The sequence below is a fragment of the Streptomyces sediminimaris genome (genome assembly GCF_047049295.1).
In the GTDB taxonomy this organism is placed as follows: Bacteria; Actinomycetota; Actinomycetes; order Streptomycetales; family Streptomycetaceae; genus Streptomyces; species Streptomyces sediminimaris.
Genome location: NZ_JBJWOT010000001.1, coordinates 893,733 through 909,803, shown reverse-complemented (window position 1 = coordinate 909,803; position 16,071 = coordinate 893,733). Strand labels below are relative to the sequence as shown.

The 16,071-nt window shown below is 74.2% G+C and carries 14 protein-coding genes and 2 pseudogenes; 7 read left to right on the top strand and 9 right to left on the bottom strand.

Translation table 11 applies throughout. The features are described 5' to 3' along the window. Positions 1-5 precede the first annotated feature (5 nt). From ACJ9NR_RS04250 to ACJ9NR_RS04225, 6 genes and pseudogenes are all read right to left on the bottom strand, one after another. Complete coding sequence (locus tag ACJ9NR_RS04250) at positions 6-1,298, bottom strand: MFS transporter (RefSeq protein WP_412489695.1); 1,293 nt, start codon at positions 1,296-1,298, stop codon at positions 6-8. 10 nt (positions 1,299-1,308) lie between these two features. Further along, positions 1,309-1,631 (bottom strand): annotated as a pseudogene (locus tag ACJ9NR_RS04245) (DUF2071 domain-containing protein); the annotation flags it as partial. After that, positions 1,627-2,004, bottom strand: a pseudogene (locus ACJ9NR_RS04240) (type 1 periplasmic-binding domain-containing protein); the annotation flags it as partial. The pseudogenes ACJ9NR_RS04240 and ACJ9NR_RS04245, both read right to left, overlap by 5 nt. A 180-nt stretch (positions 2,005-2,184) precedes the next feature. Next, positions 2,185-2,991, bottom strand: coding sequence for an SAM-dependent methyltransferase (locus ACJ9NR_RS04235; RefSeq protein ID WP_412489696.1), 807 nt, complete (start codon positions 2,989-2,991; stop codon positions 2,185-2,187). An 86-nt stretch (positions 2,992-3,077) separates the two neighbouring features. Continuing rightward, positions 3,078-3,338 (bottom strand): DUF397 domain-containing protein, encoded by a 261-nt coding sequence (locus ACJ9NR_RS04230; RefSeq protein WP_412489697.1) that lies wholly within the window; start codon positions 3,336-3,338, stop codon positions 3,078-3,080. Further along, a complete protein-coding gene (locus ACJ9NR_RS04225; protein ID WP_412489698.1) occupies positions 3,335-4,216 on the bottom strand; it encodes a Sco1979 family transcriptional regulator in 882 nt (293 codons plus the stop codon). Before ACJ9NR_RS04225 ends, ACJ9NR_RS04230 begins: the two co-directional genes overlap by 4 nt. A 201-nt stretch (positions 4,217-4,417) precedes the next feature. Between ACJ9NR_RS04225 and ACJ9NR_RS04220 the strand changes: the two genes are divergently transcribed. Next, complete coding sequence (locus ACJ9NR_RS04220; protein ID WP_412489699.1) at positions 4,418-4,846, top strand: ATP-binding protein; 429 nt, start codon at positions 4,418-4,420, stop codon at positions 4,844-4,846. Between the two features lie 20 nt (positions 4,847-4,866). On the opposite strand, the gene ACJ9NR_RS04215 is transcribed toward ACJ9NR_RS04220, so the two are convergent. Next, entirely contained in the window at positions 4,867-6,309 is a 1,443-nt protein-coding gene (locus ACJ9NR_RS04215) for a PP2C family protein-serine/threonine phosphatase (RefSeq protein ID WP_412489700.1), read from the bottom strand. 45 nt (positions 6,310-6,354) lie between these two features. On the opposite strand from ACJ9NR_RS04215, the gene ACJ9NR_RS04210 reads away from it, so the two are divergent. The 3 genes from ACJ9NR_RS04210 (at position 6,355) to ACJ9NR_RS04200 (ending at position 9,686) form a co-directional block, all read left to right on the top strand. Further along, a complete protein-coding gene (locus tag ACJ9NR_RS04210) occupies positions 6,355-7,167 on the top strand; it encodes an SAM-dependent methyltransferase (protein ID WP_412489701.1) in 813 nt (270 codons plus the stop codon). A 319-nt stretch (positions 7,168-7,486) separates the two neighbouring features. Continuing rightward, entirely contained in the window at positions 7,487-8,602 is a 1,116-nt protein-coding gene (locus tag ACJ9NR_RS04205; RefSeq protein WP_412489702.1) for a GNAT family N-acetyltransferase, read from the top strand. Positions 8,603-8,702: 100 nt separating this feature from the next. Continuing rightward, entirely contained in the window at positions 8,703-9,686 is a 984-nt protein-coding gene (locus ACJ9NR_RS04200; RefSeq protein WP_412489703.1) for a S1C family serine protease, read from the top strand. 439 nt (positions 9,687-10,125) lie between these two features. Here ACJ9NR_RS04200 and ACJ9NR_RS04195 read toward each other — a convergent pair whose 3' ends face one another. After that, a complete protein-coding gene (locus ACJ9NR_RS04195; RefSeq protein WP_412489704.1) occupies positions 10,126-10,905 on the bottom strand; it encodes a DeoR/GlpR family DNA-binding transcription regulator in 780 nt (259 codons plus the stop codon). 141 nt (positions 10,906-11,046) lie between these two features. On the opposite strand from ACJ9NR_RS04195, the gene ACJ9NR_RS04190 reads away from it, so the two are divergent. Both ACJ9NR_RS04190 and ACJ9NR_RS04185 read left to right on the top strand, forming a co-directional pair. Next, the gene (locus ACJ9NR_RS04190; RefSeq protein ID WP_412489705.1) at positions 11,047-11,928 is read left to right on the top strand and encodes an SIS domain-containing protein; all 882 of its coding nucleotides are present in this window, start codon (positions 11,047-11,049) and stop codon (positions 11,926-11,928) included. Positions 11,929-11,962: 34 nt separating this feature from the next. Next, positions 11,963-12,829 carry a class II fructose-bisphosphate aldolase gene (locus ACJ9NR_RS04185; protein ID WP_412489706.1) on the top strand — a complete coding sequence of 289 codons (867 nt, stop codon included), beginning with the start codon at positions 11,963-11,965 and terminating at the stop codon, positions 12,827-12,829. Positions 12,830-13,022: 193 nt separating this feature from the next. Here ACJ9NR_RS04185 and ACJ9NR_RS04180 read toward each other — a convergent pair whose 3' ends face one another. Further along, complete coding sequence (locus tag ACJ9NR_RS04180; protein WP_412490516.1) at positions 13,023-14,156, bottom strand: methyltransferase; 1,134 nt, start codon at positions 14,154-14,156, stop codon at positions 13,023-13,025. 613 nt (positions 14,157-14,769) lie between these two features. On the opposite strand from ACJ9NR_RS04180, the gene ACJ9NR_RS04175 reads away from it, so the two are divergent. Then, positions 14,770-16,008 (top strand): ROK family protein, encoded by a 1,239-nt coding sequence (locus tag ACJ9NR_RS04175; RefSeq protein ID WP_412489707.1) that lies wholly within the window; start codon positions 14,770-14,772, stop codon positions 16,006-16,008. Positions 16,009-16,071 lie beyond the last annotated feature (63 nt).

The window sequence follows — 16,071 nt, the reverse complement described above, 5'->3', positions numbered from 1 at the left end:
CCACGTTAGCCGTGGCGTGCGGGCTGGGGCTTCTCGATTCCTGACGGGTCGCGGTGCCGGTTGCCGCGGCGGGCCGCCAGGAGCAGGGCCGCGAGCGTGCCCAGTGCCGCGGTGGCCAGTCCGGAGCCGCCGATCGTGGCCCGGGGGCCCAGCGCGGCGGTGAGCGGGCCGCCGAGCGCCGTGCCGAGCGGCGACGCCGTGAGCAGCACCGCGTTGTCGGCGGCGAGCATCACGACCAGGTGCCGCGGCGGGGACTTCGCCTGCATCAGCGTCACCGACAGGGCGACGAAGGGACCGTAGATCACGCCGCCGAGGGTGAGGCACGCGACGGTGACGGCGGTCGGCGCGCCCAGTCCGAACGGCAGCAGCGACAGCCCCCAGGCGATCACGATGCCGACCGTCACCGGCCACAGCGGCAGCTGCCGCAGCGCGCCGACGGCCAGCGAACCGAGCACCGCGCCGACGCCGAACAGCCCCCAGTACAGGCCCAGCAGCGTGCCCGGTGCGTGCAGGTCGTCGGTCACGTGCAGCGGCAGGGCGACCTCGAGGGGGCCGTAGAGGAAGTTGAAGAACCAGGTGAGGGTGAGCAGCCCGAGCAGTTCGGGGCGGGAGCGCAGCAGGGCGAGTCCGCCGCGGGTGGCCGCCTGGTCCACGGGGTCCACGGGGTCGGCGCGGGAGGCGGCCGCCGGTTCCGGCAGCCGGGTGCGCGCGACGAGCACCGCGAGGAACACGTAGGTCAGGGCGTCCAGGGCGAGGACCAGGGCGGAACTCGCGTACGTCACCAGCACACCGGCGGCGGCGGGTCCGGCGATCGTGGCGGCGAAGTTCAGCGAGCCGACGAAGGTGTTCGCGGCCAGCCGCTGCTCCTCGGGCAGCAGCTGGGCGAGCAGGGTGTACTTGCCCGCGCCGCCCCACGCGTGCAGCAGCGACGAGACGGCGAGCAGCACCACGTACAGGGGCGGCGTGAGCAGCCCGGCGAGCCAGGCCAGGGGCACGGCGCCGAGGAACACACCGCGTACCACGCTGTCCGCCACCAGCAGCCGCCTGGCCGGCACGCGGCGCAGCCGGCGTCCGAGGACCAGCGCGCCGGCCACGCCCGGCAGGGTGTACGCGGCGACCGCGCCGCCGACCCACAGCCCCCGCGCCGACTCGGGCGCGAGCTCGACGGCGAGCCAGGCCACGGCGACGAAGCTCATGCCGTCGCCGAGGCCCGAGACCCCGAGGCCGAGGACGAGCCGCCGGAAGACCCGGTTGGCGAGGACGGGCCGGTAGGCGGAGGGCAGGAGACGTCGGATCACGCGGATCACGCTAAGGGCGGCGCGGGGCCCGGCGCTTCTCCATTACTGACCTCTGCCACCGACCTCCGGGCAGCCGTGGTGTTCCCGGTCGGGGCCGCACGACGGAGGGCGCCCCGAACCGGACCGGGACACCCGGTGAGTACAGCGCGCTGACCGGCGCACCCGTCATCGGCGGCAGACCGGCCGCGGTGATCAACTCGCCGTCCAGGGACAGGAGTTCGGCCCGGTGCAGTGGCCAGGGGGCGGGTGGTCGTTGGGCAGGTGCGCCGTGCGGCCGTGCCACGGGACGTGCATGCCCCACCGGGCGGTGAGGAAGTGCTCCAGCGGCGTGGGCCGCTCCGAGCAGGTGGGTCACGGCCCTGCGGGCGCCGTCGGCCTGGTCGGGGTCCACCACCGGGTAGCGGTCGCCGGCGTCGGAATCCACGACGACGACGTGCACGCCGGGCGGCAGCCGCAGCGTGCCGGTGTCGAGCGGATGGACCTCCATGATGACGATGACGGCGTCCACGGCCGACTCGCCCATGCGCGTGAAGGCGCCCAGGACGTTGTCCTGGGCCGGGACGCCGATGGGGATCAGGGTGATCGCGTAGCCCTCGGCCGCGGCGTGCGTGGCGATCGCCTCCACGGTGCGGCTGCTGCCTGTCGGGGCGAGGCTGAAGAGGATCACGCCGATGGTGTTGAACCGGCCGTGACGCAGGGCGCGCGCCGGGCGACGCCGCGCGCCCCTGGCCGGCCACCACCAACCGGTCCGGCGCCGACCGCCTCGCCCGGGCCTGGGGCCGCGGCAGGCCCGTGCGGCACTGAGGCCGGTGCCCCGCCCCGGCCGGCCCGGGGCGCCGCTCCCCTGCGGGACCGGCGCCCTGCGGCACCCCCTGCCGCCGCACCGTTACGGCTTGATGCCCACGCCGGTCCACAGGCTGACCTCGGCGTCCGTGGCGTCGGACTCGGCGTCCGGGCGCCAGCGGTGGCCGACCGAGATACCGGGGTCGAGCAGATCGAGGCCGGTGAAGAACCGGGCCACGTCCTGCCGCGAGCGGAACTGCACCGGCGTGCCGGCGTTGTTGTAGATGTCGGTGACCTTCTGCCAGGTGGCCGGGTCGAAGTCGGGCGTGCAGTGGCTCAGGGCCAGGGCGCTGCCCGAGGGGAGGACGGCCAGCAGACGCTCCACGATGCCGTACGGGTCCTGCGCGTCCGTCACGAAGTGCATCAGGGCGTTCAGCGACAGGGCCACGGGCCGGTCCAGGTCCAGGACCTCGGCCAGTTCCGCGGAGTCCAGCAGCGTGGACGGGTCGTTGACGTCCGCCTCGATGTACGTGGTGCGGCCCTGGGTGGTGCTGCGCATCAGGCGCTCGGCGTACTTGAGGACCAGCGGGTCGTTGTCGGCGTAGACCACCCGCGCCTCGGGGACCACGGACTGGGCCACCTGGTGCAGGTTCGGCTCGGTGGGAATGCCGGTGCCGATGTCCAGCCACTGGCGGATGCCGTGCTCCCGGGCGAGGACCCGGGTGGCGCGGTGCATGAACGCCCGGTTCTCGCGGGCGCACACGAAGATGGCCGGGTAGGCCTCGGCGACCGTCTCCGCGGCCTGCTTGTCGACCTCGAAGTGGTCCTTGCCGCCGAGGTAGTAGTCGTACATCCGGGCGGAGTGCGGCCTGCTGGTGTCGATCTCCCGCGCGGCGTGCGAGTTGGTCATCCTGTCCCTTTCGGTGGTGTGCGTGTGGGGGTGCCGGGCAGGGACGGCCGGGGTGGGCCCGGGTTCCTCCCGCCGGTTCGGTGGCGTCAGCCGGCCGTCAGATGATCGGCGAGGCCTCGTTTGACTCCCGCGACGAACGCGGTGATCTCCTCGGGGGTGTAGATCAGCGCGGGTCCGGCGGGGTCGGTCGACTGCCTCAGCGCCACACGGCCGTCGGCGAGTTGCTTGGTCTGCACGCACTGGCCCCCGTTGGGCCCGCTCCACGGAGACTCCCAGCCCTGATCACCGAGGTCCGACGCCGGCATTCCGTTGTAGACGTGGCAGACACGGCCGCCGGTAGCGGTCATGAGTACTCCTTTCGCATCCGGTTCAGGAGCGCCTTGCTGTCCGCGTCCGAGGTCAGCAGGGACATGCGGTTGTGCGCTTCCAGGTGGGCCGCCACGTCCGAACGCTGGTCCAGGTACATGGAGCCGGTGAGAACCTCGCTGTAGACGACGTCGGGCAGTTCCGGCTCCTCGAACCGGAAGTAGGTGAAGGGCGCGCAGGCCCCGACGTGGGCGCCCGCCGTGAAGGGCACGACGTCGACGCTGACGTGCTCCAGGTCCGAGACCTCCAGGAGCCGGTCGATCTGCTCCCGCATCACCTCGGGGCCGCCCACCACCCGGTGCAGCACGGCTTCTTCCATCACCACCCACAGCGTGGGGGCGTCCTTCTTCTCCAGCAGGCTCTGCCGGCGCAGCCGCACGTCCACCCGCCGGTCCAGGTCCTCCTCGCTGCCGTTGGGCAGTCCGCCGCGCAGCACGGCACGCGCGTACCGAGGGGTCTGTAACAGACCGGTCACGTAGTGCGGCTCGTACGTACGCAGCGTCGTCGCGCCGGTCTCCAGGCTGACGTAGGCGCTGAACCAGCTGGGCAGCGCGTCGCGGTACAGGTGCCACCAGCCGGGCTCGTTGGCCCGCTCGGCGAGGGGGACGAACTCGTCGATCTCCTGCCGGTCGGCGCCGTAGGTCTGCAGCAGCTTCTCCACGTAGAGCGGCTTGAGCGCGACCTCCGCCTTCTCCAGCCGGCGGATGGTCAGGGACGTCACCCGCAGCGCCCTGGCCGCGTCGTCCAGGGAGAAACCCGCGTCCTGGCGCCGCTCCTGCAGCCGTCGGCCGAGGATCATGCGGAGAACGGTGGGAGCACTGGGGCTGTTGTTGCCCGCGCCCGACCGGCCTTCGTTCACGCCCTACCTCCTGAGGAACCGTCACCGGCACGGATGCGCAAGCGACTTGATGAAGCCACCAGAACGATACCGGCTAAATGAAAATAACAGGCAGCTGGTTGCAGGTTGAACTCGCCTGTGAGCATAGTTACTTGCGCACCTCCTTGCGACGATCACAGCGCGCCCGCTCTCCCCCGGAAGGCAACTGCCGTGTCCCCCCACATGACTTCCTCCCCGCAGCTGTTAGACGCTGCGAGCCAGGAACGAACGCACTGGCTCGAACTGCCGCCGCACCGCTCCAGCATCAAGATCGCCCGCCGCTCGGTGACCGCGCGGCTGGGTGCCTGGCGGGTACCCGCCGACCTGTGCGCCGACGCCGTCCTGCTCGTGTCCGAGCTCGCCACCAACGCCCTGCGGCACACCCTCAGCGCGCGGATCCTGTGCGGCATCGGGCTCGTCAGCGACGACTGCCTCCGCCTCGAGGTGCACGATCACGACCGCACGGGGCGCGGACTGCCCCGCTGCGAGCCGGGCCCCGACGACGAGGGCGGCCGCGGACTGCTGCTGGTGGAGGCGATCGCGGACATCTGGGGGGTCGACCGGTCCCGGCTCACCGGCGGCAACGCCGTCTGGGCCACCCTGACGGTCTGAGGCCGTCCGGCACGGGGAGTTCAGTCCTTCCCGGGCGTCAGCTCGGCGAGCAGCAGCGTGCGGTCGTCCGCGCCCGCGGCGGCGGACGGGGCGCGCAGCAGCCGTCCGCACAGGGACTGCAGCCGGTCCTGGTCGTCGGCCGCCGCGGGCTCGAGTGCCGCGGTGTCCAGGGCGAGGGCGAGGCGGGTGATCTCCTGGTCGATGTCGGCGTCGCGGGACTCGACCAGGCCGTCGCTGTAGAGCACGAGCAAGGACGGTTCGTCCACGGTCAGCACGGTGGCCTCGTAGCTGCCCGTGCCCAGCCCGAGGGGCAGGCCGGGACTGGCCAGCGTCACCGGCGCGGTCCGGCCGCCGGGGCCGCGCAGCAGTGGGGGAGGGTGGCCCGCGCCCACCAGGGTGCAGGTGTGTCCGTGTGCGTCCCACTCGGCGTAGATGCAGGTCGCGAAGGAGGCGCCCGGGGTGTCGCAGGCGAGCGCGTCGAGCCGCCGTACGAGCTCCGCGGCGGGGATGTCCAGGCCCGCCAGCGTGCGCAGCGCCGTGCGCAGCTGGATCATGGCCACGGCCGACTCCGGGCCGTGCCCCATGGCGTCCCCGACCACCAGGCCGGCCCGGTCGCCCGGCCGTTCGAGCACGTCGAACCAGTCGCCGCCGATGATGTTGCCCTGCCCGGCCGGCAGGCAGCCGTGCGCGATGCGGCACCCCTCGAACTCCCGCGCGGAGCCGGGCAGCAGGCTGTTGCGGATGGCCAGGGCGGTGCGGCGCTCGCGTTCGTAGCGGCGCGCGTTGTCCAGGGCCGTCGCGGCCCGTGCGGCCAGCGCCGTCACGGCCGCGACCTCGCCGGCCCCGAAAGGGGCCTGGTCCGGGCCGCGGGTGCAGGCGATGAAACCGACCGCGGTGCCGCGCAGGTGGAGCGGGACGACGAGGAAGGCCGACGCGCGCAGCAGCGCCTGGATCCGCGCGTCGCCGCCCCCGGAGGCGGTCAGCCGCTCGGCGGTGTGGGAGTCCACCGCGTCGAGCAGCTGTGCGTGCCCGTCGGCCAGGGCGCGCGCGTACGGCGTCTCGCGCGGGAAGACGATCACCTCGCCGTCCGGCAGCAGGCCCGCCCAGTCCTCCACCGCGTCCGTGCCCACCCGCAGGGCCAGCCGGCGCGCTTCTATCTGGGGCGGGTCCGCGGCCGGGTAGACGTTCTCCTCGCGCAGCCAGCGCTCCAGCAGATAGACCGAGGCCGCGTCGCAGAATCCGGGCGTGAGCGCGTGCACGACGTGGGTGCCGGTCAGCCGCAGGTCCAGCTCCGAGCCGATGACGTCGGCGGCGGGGGAGAAGGCCGAACGCCGGGGCGGGGGCTGGGCGGCGGGGGCGTCGTCGATGCGGCTGCGCGGTTCGTTCCGCAGGGGTCGTGCCTTTCCGGGTGGGGTGGTCCGGGCGCACGGCGATGAGGGTGGCTCGCCGGTCGTCGTCGGCAACTATATGATGTCGCGTCAAGGCCCCTGGTCGAAGAGGGAGTTGACGTGCCGGACAACGCTGGAACGCCGCCGGGGACCGATCCCGGCAAGGCGAGTGTCGCCCGTATGTACGACGCCATGCTGGGTGGGCGTCACAACTTCGCCATCGACCGCGAGGCCCTGGCGGCCTTCACCGCCATCGACCCCCAGGTGCGCACCCTGGCCCGGGCCAACCGCGCCTTCCTCGGCCGCGCCGTGCGCTTCCTGGTCGAGTCCGGGGTACGGCAGTTCATCGATCTCGGCTCGGGCATCCCCACCCAGGGCAACGTCCACGAGGTGGCGCAGGCGGCCAGCCCCGGAGCCCGGGTCGTCTACGTCGACAACGACCCGGTGGCCGTGGCCCACAGCGCCTCCCTGCTCGCCGACAACCCGGACGCGGACATCGTCGACGGCGACATCCGGCGGCCGGCCGACGTGCTGGCCGCCCCGCAGGTGCGCAAGCTGATCGACTTCGACCGGCCCGTCGCCGTACTGATGATCACGATCCTGCACTTCGTCTCGCCGGAGGAGAACCCGGCGGCCATCGTGGCCGCCTTCCGCGACGCCCTGCCCGACGGCGGCTGGCTGGCCCTGACCCACGCCACCAACGAGGACCGCCCGGACACGGCCGACGCCGTCGGCAAGCTCTACCGCTCCCGCGCCACGTCACCCGTGACCGCCCGCTCCCACGACGAGATCCTCGGCCTCTTCGACGGCTTCGACCTGGTGGACCCCGGCCTGGTCTACGTACCCCTCTGGCGCCCCGAGAGCGGCGACCGGATCCCCGACAACCCCTCCGAGTACTGGGTGTACGCGGGAGTCGGCCGCAAGGGCCGGTAGCCTCCACGCGCGCGCCGGCGATGCCGGGTCCGTGATGCCCGGGTGCCCGGCCCGGCGATTTCCGGTCAACCGGCCGACCGGGATCGATCCGGCCGGATCCGGGACCTCGTCACAGTGCCGTCTCCGATGCGGCGGGCACTCTTGACAACATGCGTACTGTTTCGCGAGCTTTGATCCGCGGCGGACAGCGCGCCGCGGGGGGACATCACGGGGGGAGCGGTCGCCGATGCGATCGATGTACAGGGGCCACACGCTCTGCCGGCCCGCGCCGCGGTCGGGACGTCCCTCGCGGAGCCTGCGGAAGGGCGGATGATCTGACGTGGACGTCACGATCCACAGAGCCGACGAGCTGACCGCCGCACTGCGCGCGGCGTGGCACACGGCGATGGACCAGTCCCCGGAGTACGCCAATCCTTTTCTGGCGCCGGAGTTCGCGGCCGGGGTCGGCAGATACCGCGCCGGGACGCGGATCGCCGTCCTGCGCGAGGGCGGCGAGCCGGTCGGCTTCTTCCCGTACGAGCGCAACGCCTTCGGTGTCGGCCGCGCCGTCGGCCTCGGCCTCTCCGACTGCCAGGCGCTCGTGCACCGCCCCGGCCTCACCTGGGACGCGCAGGAACTGCTGAAGGCCAGCGGGCTGTCCGTCTTCGAGTTCGACCATCTCGTGGCGGAGCAGAAGCCGTTCGGCCGGTACGTCACGGGCCTGTTCGCCTCCCCGGTGATCGATCTCAAGCCCGACGAGAGCGGATACGCCCCGTGGCTGCGCGGCGCCTATCCCGGCCTGGCCAAGACCACGCTGAAGAAGGAGCGCCGCCTCGGGCGCGACGTGGGCGAGGTGCGCTTCGAGTTCGACGAGCGCGATCCGCGGATGCTGCGCCGGCTCATGCGCTGGAAGTCCGCCCAGTACCGCAGAACGGGCCGGATGGACCGGTTCGCACGTCCGTGGATCGTCGATCTCGTGCACCATCTGCACCAGGTCCGCGAGGAGTACTTCACCGGTGTGCTGTCGGTGCTCTACGCCGGTGACCGCCCCGTGGCAGCGCACTTCGGCCCCCGCTCGCGCACCGTGCTGGCCGCGTGGTTCACCGCCTACGACCCCGAGTTCCACCGCTACTCGCCCGGGCTGATGATGCACCTGCGCACCGCCGAGGCCGCGGCCCGGCACGGCGTGACGCTGCTGGACCTGGGGCGCGGCGACAAGGAGTACAAGGACTGGCTGAAGACCCGTGAGCTGCGTGTCGCGGAGGGATTCGCCAGCCGGCCCCACCCGGTCGCGGCGGCCCACCAGCTCTGGCGCAGACCCGTGCGGGGCCTGCGGAACACGGTGAACGCCCATCCCGAGCTGCGCGCACCCGCCGACCGGCTGCTGAAGACGGTCGGCACGCTGCGGACGTCGAGACGGCCGGACACCGGTACCGGAGAGCCCCGGGCCCGCTGAACGCGCATCGGCGTCCGCCCGCAGCGAAGTCCCCGCCGCCTGTCCGCGCAAGGGTGTAAGCATGTAATGCACGCCCTTGGGCAAGCGGAAAGGTCGACTCGTGGCCACCACACTCTCCGGGCCCGACCGCTCCGGCAGGGAGCAGGCCGCGCTCGACGCCTACTCGCGGATCGTCACTGCCGTCGCCGCCGAACTCACGCCGAAGGTGGCGGCGCTGAACGTCGCGCACCGCCGCTCCGGGGGGCGATTCGTCAGGGGAACCGGCTCCGCGGTGGTCTTCACCGACGACGGTTTCCTGCTCACGAACGCCCATGTCGTCGGTCACTCCGACGCCGGTACGGCCTCCTTCGCCGACGGCACGACCACCCCCTTCCACGTCATCGGCGCCGACCCGCTCTCCGATCTCGCCGTGGTCCGCGCCGACGGACCCACTCCGCCGCCTGCCACGCTCGGCGAGGCCGACACGCTGCGGGTGGGCCAGCTGGTCGTGGCGGTCGGCAACCCGCTGGGACTGACCGGCAGCGTCACCGCCGGTGTGGTGAGCGCGCTGGGCCGCTCGCTGCCGGCGAGCGCGGGCCGGGCGACGCGCGTCATCGACGACGTCGTCCAGACCGACGCCACCCTCCACCCGGGCAGCTCGGGCGGGGCGCTCGCCACGGCGGACGGCAGGGTGGTCGGCATCAACACCGCCATCGCCGATGTCGGCCTGGGTCTGGCCGTCCCGGTGAACGGCACCAGCCGTCAGATCATCACGACCCTGCTCTCCGAGGGCCGGGTCCGCCGCGCCTACCTCGGACTCGCCGGCATCCCCGCGCCGCTGCCGCCACCGCTGCGGGCCCGCACCGAGCGGTCCACGGGCCTGAGGATCATCGAGGTCGTGCCCGCCTCGCCCGCCGACCGCGCGGGCCTCAGGGACGGCGACCTGCTGCTCACCGCCGGCGGCGCCCCGGTGACCGGCGCGCAGGCACTGCAGCGCTTGATGCTCGAGGACGCCATAGGGCGGCCGCTGCCCCTGACGGCTCTGCGCGGCGACGCGCTCGTGGACGTCATCGCCGTGCCGGTGGAGCTGGTCGCGGACGAGTGAGGCCGAAGGGGCCCACGCGGGCCCGGGCGCACCGGTGCGCGCCGTGCTCCCGCGGGACGAGGCCCGCCGTGCCGACGGCCGCACGGCGCCCGGGAACACCGATCGCTCATGCGCCCACCGCGGCCTCGCCGGCCCGCCCACGCCCCGCCCTCGGCCCGGGCGGAGTCGCGCCGGGGAGCGCGGCCATTCCGCCCCGGATGGTGTGGCGGGGCTGGTTCGGACCGTGGAGCGTGGTGATGGCCGGATCCTGTCCCTTTTTCCGGAGCGGCGGGCCTCGTCTCCCGGAGCGGTGGACCTCGTCTCCCGGAGCGGCCGACAACGTCTCCCGGACCGGCGGACATCGCCGGACCCGCCGCGTCGGTCACGTCGCGGACCCGGCCGGGAGCGCGGGGGTCACCCGGGCGGGAGGCGCCCCCTTCGGACGGCGCCCGCGCCGCTGTCAGACCGCGGTCACCCTCAGGCCCGCCTCCTCGAAGCGGCGCACCTCGTCCGGCGCCGCCGCCGCGTCGGTCACGAGGGTGTCCACCGCGTCCGCCCCGCAGATCCGCGCGAACGCGCGCTGCCCCAGCTTGCTGGAGTCCGCGGCGACGACCACGCGCTCGGCCCGCTCGCACAGCAGCCGGTTGATCGCGGCCTCCGCCTCGTCGTGCGCGGCGGCTCCGTGCGTGGCGTCGAAGGCGACCACGCCGAGCACGGCCACGTCGAGGGTGATCTGGCCGAGCACGCCGTCCGCGAGCGGCCCGATGAGCTCGTACGACTGCGGGCGTGCCACCCCGCCGGTCACCACGATCTTGAACTGGGGCCGTACGGCGAGCTCGTTGGCGATGTTGAGCGCGTTCGTGACGACGGTGAGCGCGGGTGAGCCGGAGGCGAGATCGCCGCGCACGGCCAGGGCGCGGGCCACTTCGGTGGTGGTCGTGCCGCCGGTCAGCCCCACCGCCTCGCCGGGCGCGACGAGGCCGGCCACCGCCTCGGCGATCCGCTGCTTCTCGGAGGCGTGCCGGGCCGTCTTGTAGCGCAGCGGCAGCTCGTACGACACCCCGTGCACCACCGCGCCGCCCCGGGTGCGTACGAGCATCTGCTGCTCGGCGAGCTGGTCGAAGTCGCGCCGGATCGTCGCCGCGGAGACCTCCAGTTCGGCGGCCGCCTCCTCGACGTCCAGCCGGCCGCGCTCGACGAGCAGTTCCAGCAGCGCCTTCCAGCGGGCGTCCCGCGACATGCGCGCCTCCGATCCTCGATCTCCCGGCGACCCTAACGCACACGCTCGCTGCCGGAATGCTTGAAGATGCTCGAAACCGCGCTGTATCTTGCAGGAAAGAGCAAATGGTCGGGAACGCAAGCGATGCAGGGAGGGACCGGCATGACCCATGTGGAGGACGAGCTGACCAGCCAGCCGGAGTGCTGGGCACGGGCCGCGGCGGAGGCGGAGCGGCACCGCGGGGCGCTGCCGGAGCCGGGCGAGCGGGTCGCGGTCGTCGGGTGCGGCACCTCGTACTTCATGGCACAGGCGGCCGCCGTGCTGCGCGAGGGCGCGGGGCAGGGCGAGACGGACGCCTTCGCCGCCTCCGAGTTCCCCCACGGCCGCGGCTACGACCGCGTGGTGGCCCTCACCCGGTCCGGCACGACCACCGAAGTCCTCGATCTGCTCGGGCAGGTCAAGGGACGCACCCGCACGGTCGCGATCACCGCCGACCCGGACACACCCGTCATGCGGGCGGCCGACGACGTCGTCGTGCTCGACTTCGCGGACGAACGGTCCGTCGTGCAGACGCGGTTCGCCACCACCGCCCTCACCCTGCTCCGCGCCCACGCCGGCCTGCACACCGACGCCGCCGTCGACGACGCCCGCACCGCGCTCGCCACCCCGCTGCCCGAAGGGCTCGTCGACTGCACGCAGTTCACCTTCCTGGGCCGGGGCTGGACGGTGGGCCTGGCCAACGAGGCGGGCCTGAAGATGCGCGAGGCCGCGCTCGCCTGGACGGAGTCCTACCCGGCGATGGAGTACCGGCACGGCCCGATCAGCGTCACCACCGAGGGCACGGCGGCCTGGATGCTCGGCGACGCCCCCGAGGGCCTGGCCGAGCAGGTGCGCGCCACCGGCGGACGGTGGATCGCGGGCGGGCTCGACCCGCTCGCCGAACTGGTCCGTGTCCACCGTCTCGCGGTCGCCGTCGCCGCGTCCCGCGGCCTCGACCCCGACCGGCCCCGCCACCTCACCCGCTCGGTGATCCTCGCGCCCTGACGCGTCCCGACGCGCCCTTCCGAAGGGAGAAGCCGTGCCCCTCGTCACCACCGGCGAGCTCGTCACCCGGGCCGCCGCCGAGCGCTCCGCCGTCGCCGCCTTCAACATCATCACCCTGGAGCACGTCGAGGCGGTCGTCGCGGGGGCCGAGTCGGCGCGGGCCCCCGTCGTCCTCCAGGTCAGCCAGAACGCGGTGAAGTTCCGCCTCGGACGGCTGCTGCCGCTCGCCCGCGCGGCCGTCGCCGCCGCCGAACGCGCCGCCGTCCCCGTCGCGTTGCACCTCGACCACGTCCACAGCGACGACCTGCTGCGCCAGGCCGCGGACGCCGGCTTCAGCTCCGTGATGTACGACGCGGCCCGCCTGCCCTACGAGCAGAACCTCGCCGCCACCCGGACCGCCGCCGACTGGGCGCACTCCCAGGGCCTGTGGATCGAGGCCGAGTTGGGGCAGGTCGGCGGCAAGGCCGGCCAACCCGCGCTGGACGCCCACGCCCCCGGCGCCCGCACCGACCCCGCCGAGGCCCGCGCCTTCGTCGGCGACTCCGGAGTGGACGCCCTCGCGGTCGCCATCGGCACCGCACACGCCATGACCACCCGCACCGCCACCCTCGATCACGACCTGCTCAAACGGCTCGCCGCCGGCCTGGACGTGCCGCTCGTCCTGCACGGCTCCTCGGGAGTGCCGGACGGCGAACTCGCCGCGGCGGTCGCGGGCGGCATCGCCAAGGTGAACGTCGGCACCGCCCTCAACATGGCCATGACCGGCGCGATCCGGGAGTTCCTGGCCGCCGATCCCGAGGTGGTCGACTCGCGTGCGTACCTGGGCGCGGCAAGGGAGGCGATGGCGCGCGCGGTGACCGGGATCATCAGGACACTCGCCCGGCCCGCCGACGTAGTCTGAGCCGCTCGGGCGAACCGCGGTCCGCCGGCGCCCGTAAGGGGCGCGGCGCGACGGCCACGAGGGCCGCAGGAGCGGGCCGCACGCGGCCGGCCACGGCGCCACCGCAGCCGGCGGCCGGCGCGCCGCGGCACTTCAGGCGTCGCGGCGGCACGCTCCTTCCGGCGTCGCGACGGCACGCTCCGGCGCGGGACGCTCAGCGCTTGACGGCCTTCAGCACCACGAACTTCGGGCCGCCGGCGATCAGTTCGCTGTCACCGAAGACCTTGCGCAGCTTCACGTGGTGGCCCAGGTGCCGGTTGCCGATCACCCACAGCTCGCCCCCGGGGCGCAGCACGCGCCGCGCCCCGGTGAACATCCGCCACGCGGTCGCGTCGGTCGTCGCCTGGTGCGAGTGGAACGGCGGGTTGTTCAGGACCAGGTCGGCGCTCCCGGCCGGCACCCCCGCCAGCCCGTCGCCGACCCGGAACTCCGCGCGCCCCGGCATCCCGTTGGCCCGGTACGTCGCCTCCGCCGAGGCCACCGCCTGGAACGACTCGTCCACGAACAGCACCTCCGCCGCCGGGTCGGCCAGCGCCGCCGCCGTACCGACCACGCCGTTGCCGCAGCCCAGGTCCACCACGCGCGCGCCGGTGCGCCCGGCCGGAAGGTGCTGGAGGAAGAAGCGGGTGCCGATGTCGAGCCGGTCCGCGCAGAAGACGCCCGCGTGGCCCACGACCGTGCGTCCCGAGACCGCGCCGATGCCGTCGGGAAGCGCGTAGCTGCGGGGCCACGGATTCGCGGGCCGGTCGGGCGCCGGCCGAGGCGTGCAGAAGATCAGCCGGGCCTTCTTCTCGGCGAGCGAGGTGCGCGTCGGTCCCAGGATCCGCTCGAAGAGCCGGAGCGTGGAGGTGTGGATCTCCTTCACCATGCCCGTGCCCACGACCACCGTGCCCTCGTGCACCGCCGGCGCCAGCCGCAGCAGCTGGTCCTCCAGCAGCGCCAGGCTCTTGGGCACCCGGACGAGAAGGACGTCGACGCGCTCGGGCGGCGGGTCCTGCGTGGTGAGCAGGCGCACGGCACCGGTCTCGGCCCCGGCCCGCGCCAGATTCGCCCGGGTCGCCTGCTGTGTGAGGAAGGAGTCGGTGATCTGCGTGGGCCGGTGCGCCGCGAGCGCCGTGACCAGCGCGCCCCAGCGGTCCCCGAGGACGACGACCGTGCCGGACGGCGGGACGTCCTGCGCCGCGAGATGGCGCAGCAGGTACTCGTCGGAGGCGTCCCAGGCGCGCAGCCGGTCGCGCGGGTCCTCGGGGAAGCGGGTGAGCGCGAACTCGCCCCACGGCGTCGTCATACGGTCGTTCATCGTGTGCCAAGGCTAGCCGAGCCGCAGCTCACGGCCGGTGGGGGAGGACGGCAGGCATGGGCGCCGAGCCCTTTCCCGCGAGCCCACAGAGAGCGCGCCGGGCACGGTGCACGTGCCCTGCCGGTCGTCCGCCGGGAGCCGGCGCGACCTGCCGGACCGCCGGGCCTGCCGGTGGAGCCCCTCCGGGGGAGGACCGGTCCACCGGTCGGCCTCCTGCGCACGGTCCGCCCCTGCGGCGGCAGGACGAGCGCCCGGGAGGTCTGCCTCGACCGGCAGCGGGAACATGTCCCCGTAGGCCCGTAGGCCCGTAGGCCCGTAGGCCCGTAGGCCCGTAGGCCCGTAGGCCCGTAGGCCCGTACGCCCGTACGCCCGTACGCCCGTACGCCCGGCGACCGGCCGGCGCCGCACGGACGTGGAACCGCTCGGCGGCGACCTGTTCGTCCCCGGCGGCCCTCCGTGGCCCGCCCACCACCGCGGGCCGAGGGCGTGGCCAGCCCGGCGCCGCGCCGCCCGAGCCGGGCCTGACGGGACGTCCGGACGTCACGCTCCGAGTCGGCGGCCGGTAGCCGGCGCACCCGCGGATCATGGGAGACTCGCCCTCATGAGCGGCAAGGCGGACCCCCGGACGGCGGGGGAAGGGACCACCTCGAGGACGCGGCTGGACCGCGGGCGCGGAGCGCTCGGGCCCGCGTTGGAGCTCGTGCACACCGGGCGCGCGCCCACCCGGGCCGTACTGACGGCCGAACTCGGGGTGACCCGGGCGACCGCCGGCGCGGTCGCCGCCGAACTGGAGGCGCTCGGGCTGATCCAGGTCGACGCCCGGCCCGGCGCGGCGGCAGGCTCGCAGGGCAGGCCCTCGCACCGGCTGGCGGTCGCGGAGGACGGGCCGGTCGTCCTGGCGGCCCAGGTGCACGCCGACGGCTTCCGCGCGGCGCTCGTCGGCCTCGGCGGCCGGATCGTCGCCACCGCGCCGGGCTGCGAGACCGTCGACGCCGACCCGGCGAAGGTCCTCGGCTCGGTCGTGGAGGCGGGCGCTGAGCTGCTGCGCTCGACGGGACGGCGCTGCGTGGGCGCGGGACTCGCCGTGCCCTCGGCGGTCGCCGAACCCGACGGCCTGGCCCTCAACCCGCTGCACCTGGCGTGGCCGGTGGGCGCGCCGGTCCGCCGGCTCTTCGCGGAGTGCGTCCGTGGCGCGGGGATCGGCGGGCCCGCCTTCGCGGCCAACGACGTCAACCTCGCCGCCCTCGCCGAGCACCGGCACGGGGCCGGGCGCGGCGCCCGGGACCTGCTGTGCGTGGCCACCGGGCACCGCGGCGTGGGCGGTGCGCTCGTACTGGACGGCCGCCTGCACACCGGGAGTTCGGGCCTGGCCCTGGAGGTCGGCCACCTCACCGTCAACCCCGAGGGCCGGCCCTGCCACTGCGGCAGCCGCGGCTGCCTGGACGTCGAGGCCGACCCGCTGGCCCTGCTCAGGGCGGCAGGCCGTGACCCCGGTCCCGAGGTCTCCCTCCTTCAGCAGGCCATCGACCTGATCCGCAGCCACTACGACGACCCGGCCGTCCGTACCGCCACCGAGGCGCTCATCGACCGCCTCGGCCTCGGCCTCGCGGGCCTGGTCAATATCCTCAACCCCGACCGCATCATCCTCGGCGGCCTCCACCGCACCCTTCTGGACGCGGACCCCGAACGCCTGCGCGCCGTCGTCGCCGACCGCAGCCTGTGGGGCCAGAGCGGCGGCGTCCCCATCCTGGCCTGCACCCTCGACCACAACAGCCTGGTGGGCGCCGCGGAGCTGGCGTGGCAGCCGGTGCTGGACGATCCGCTGGGCGCGCTCACCTGACCCCCGGCCGAGAGGCGGTCCCGCTCTGGGGGGCGGGCGCCGAGCGGCGTTAGTCTGCGAGGC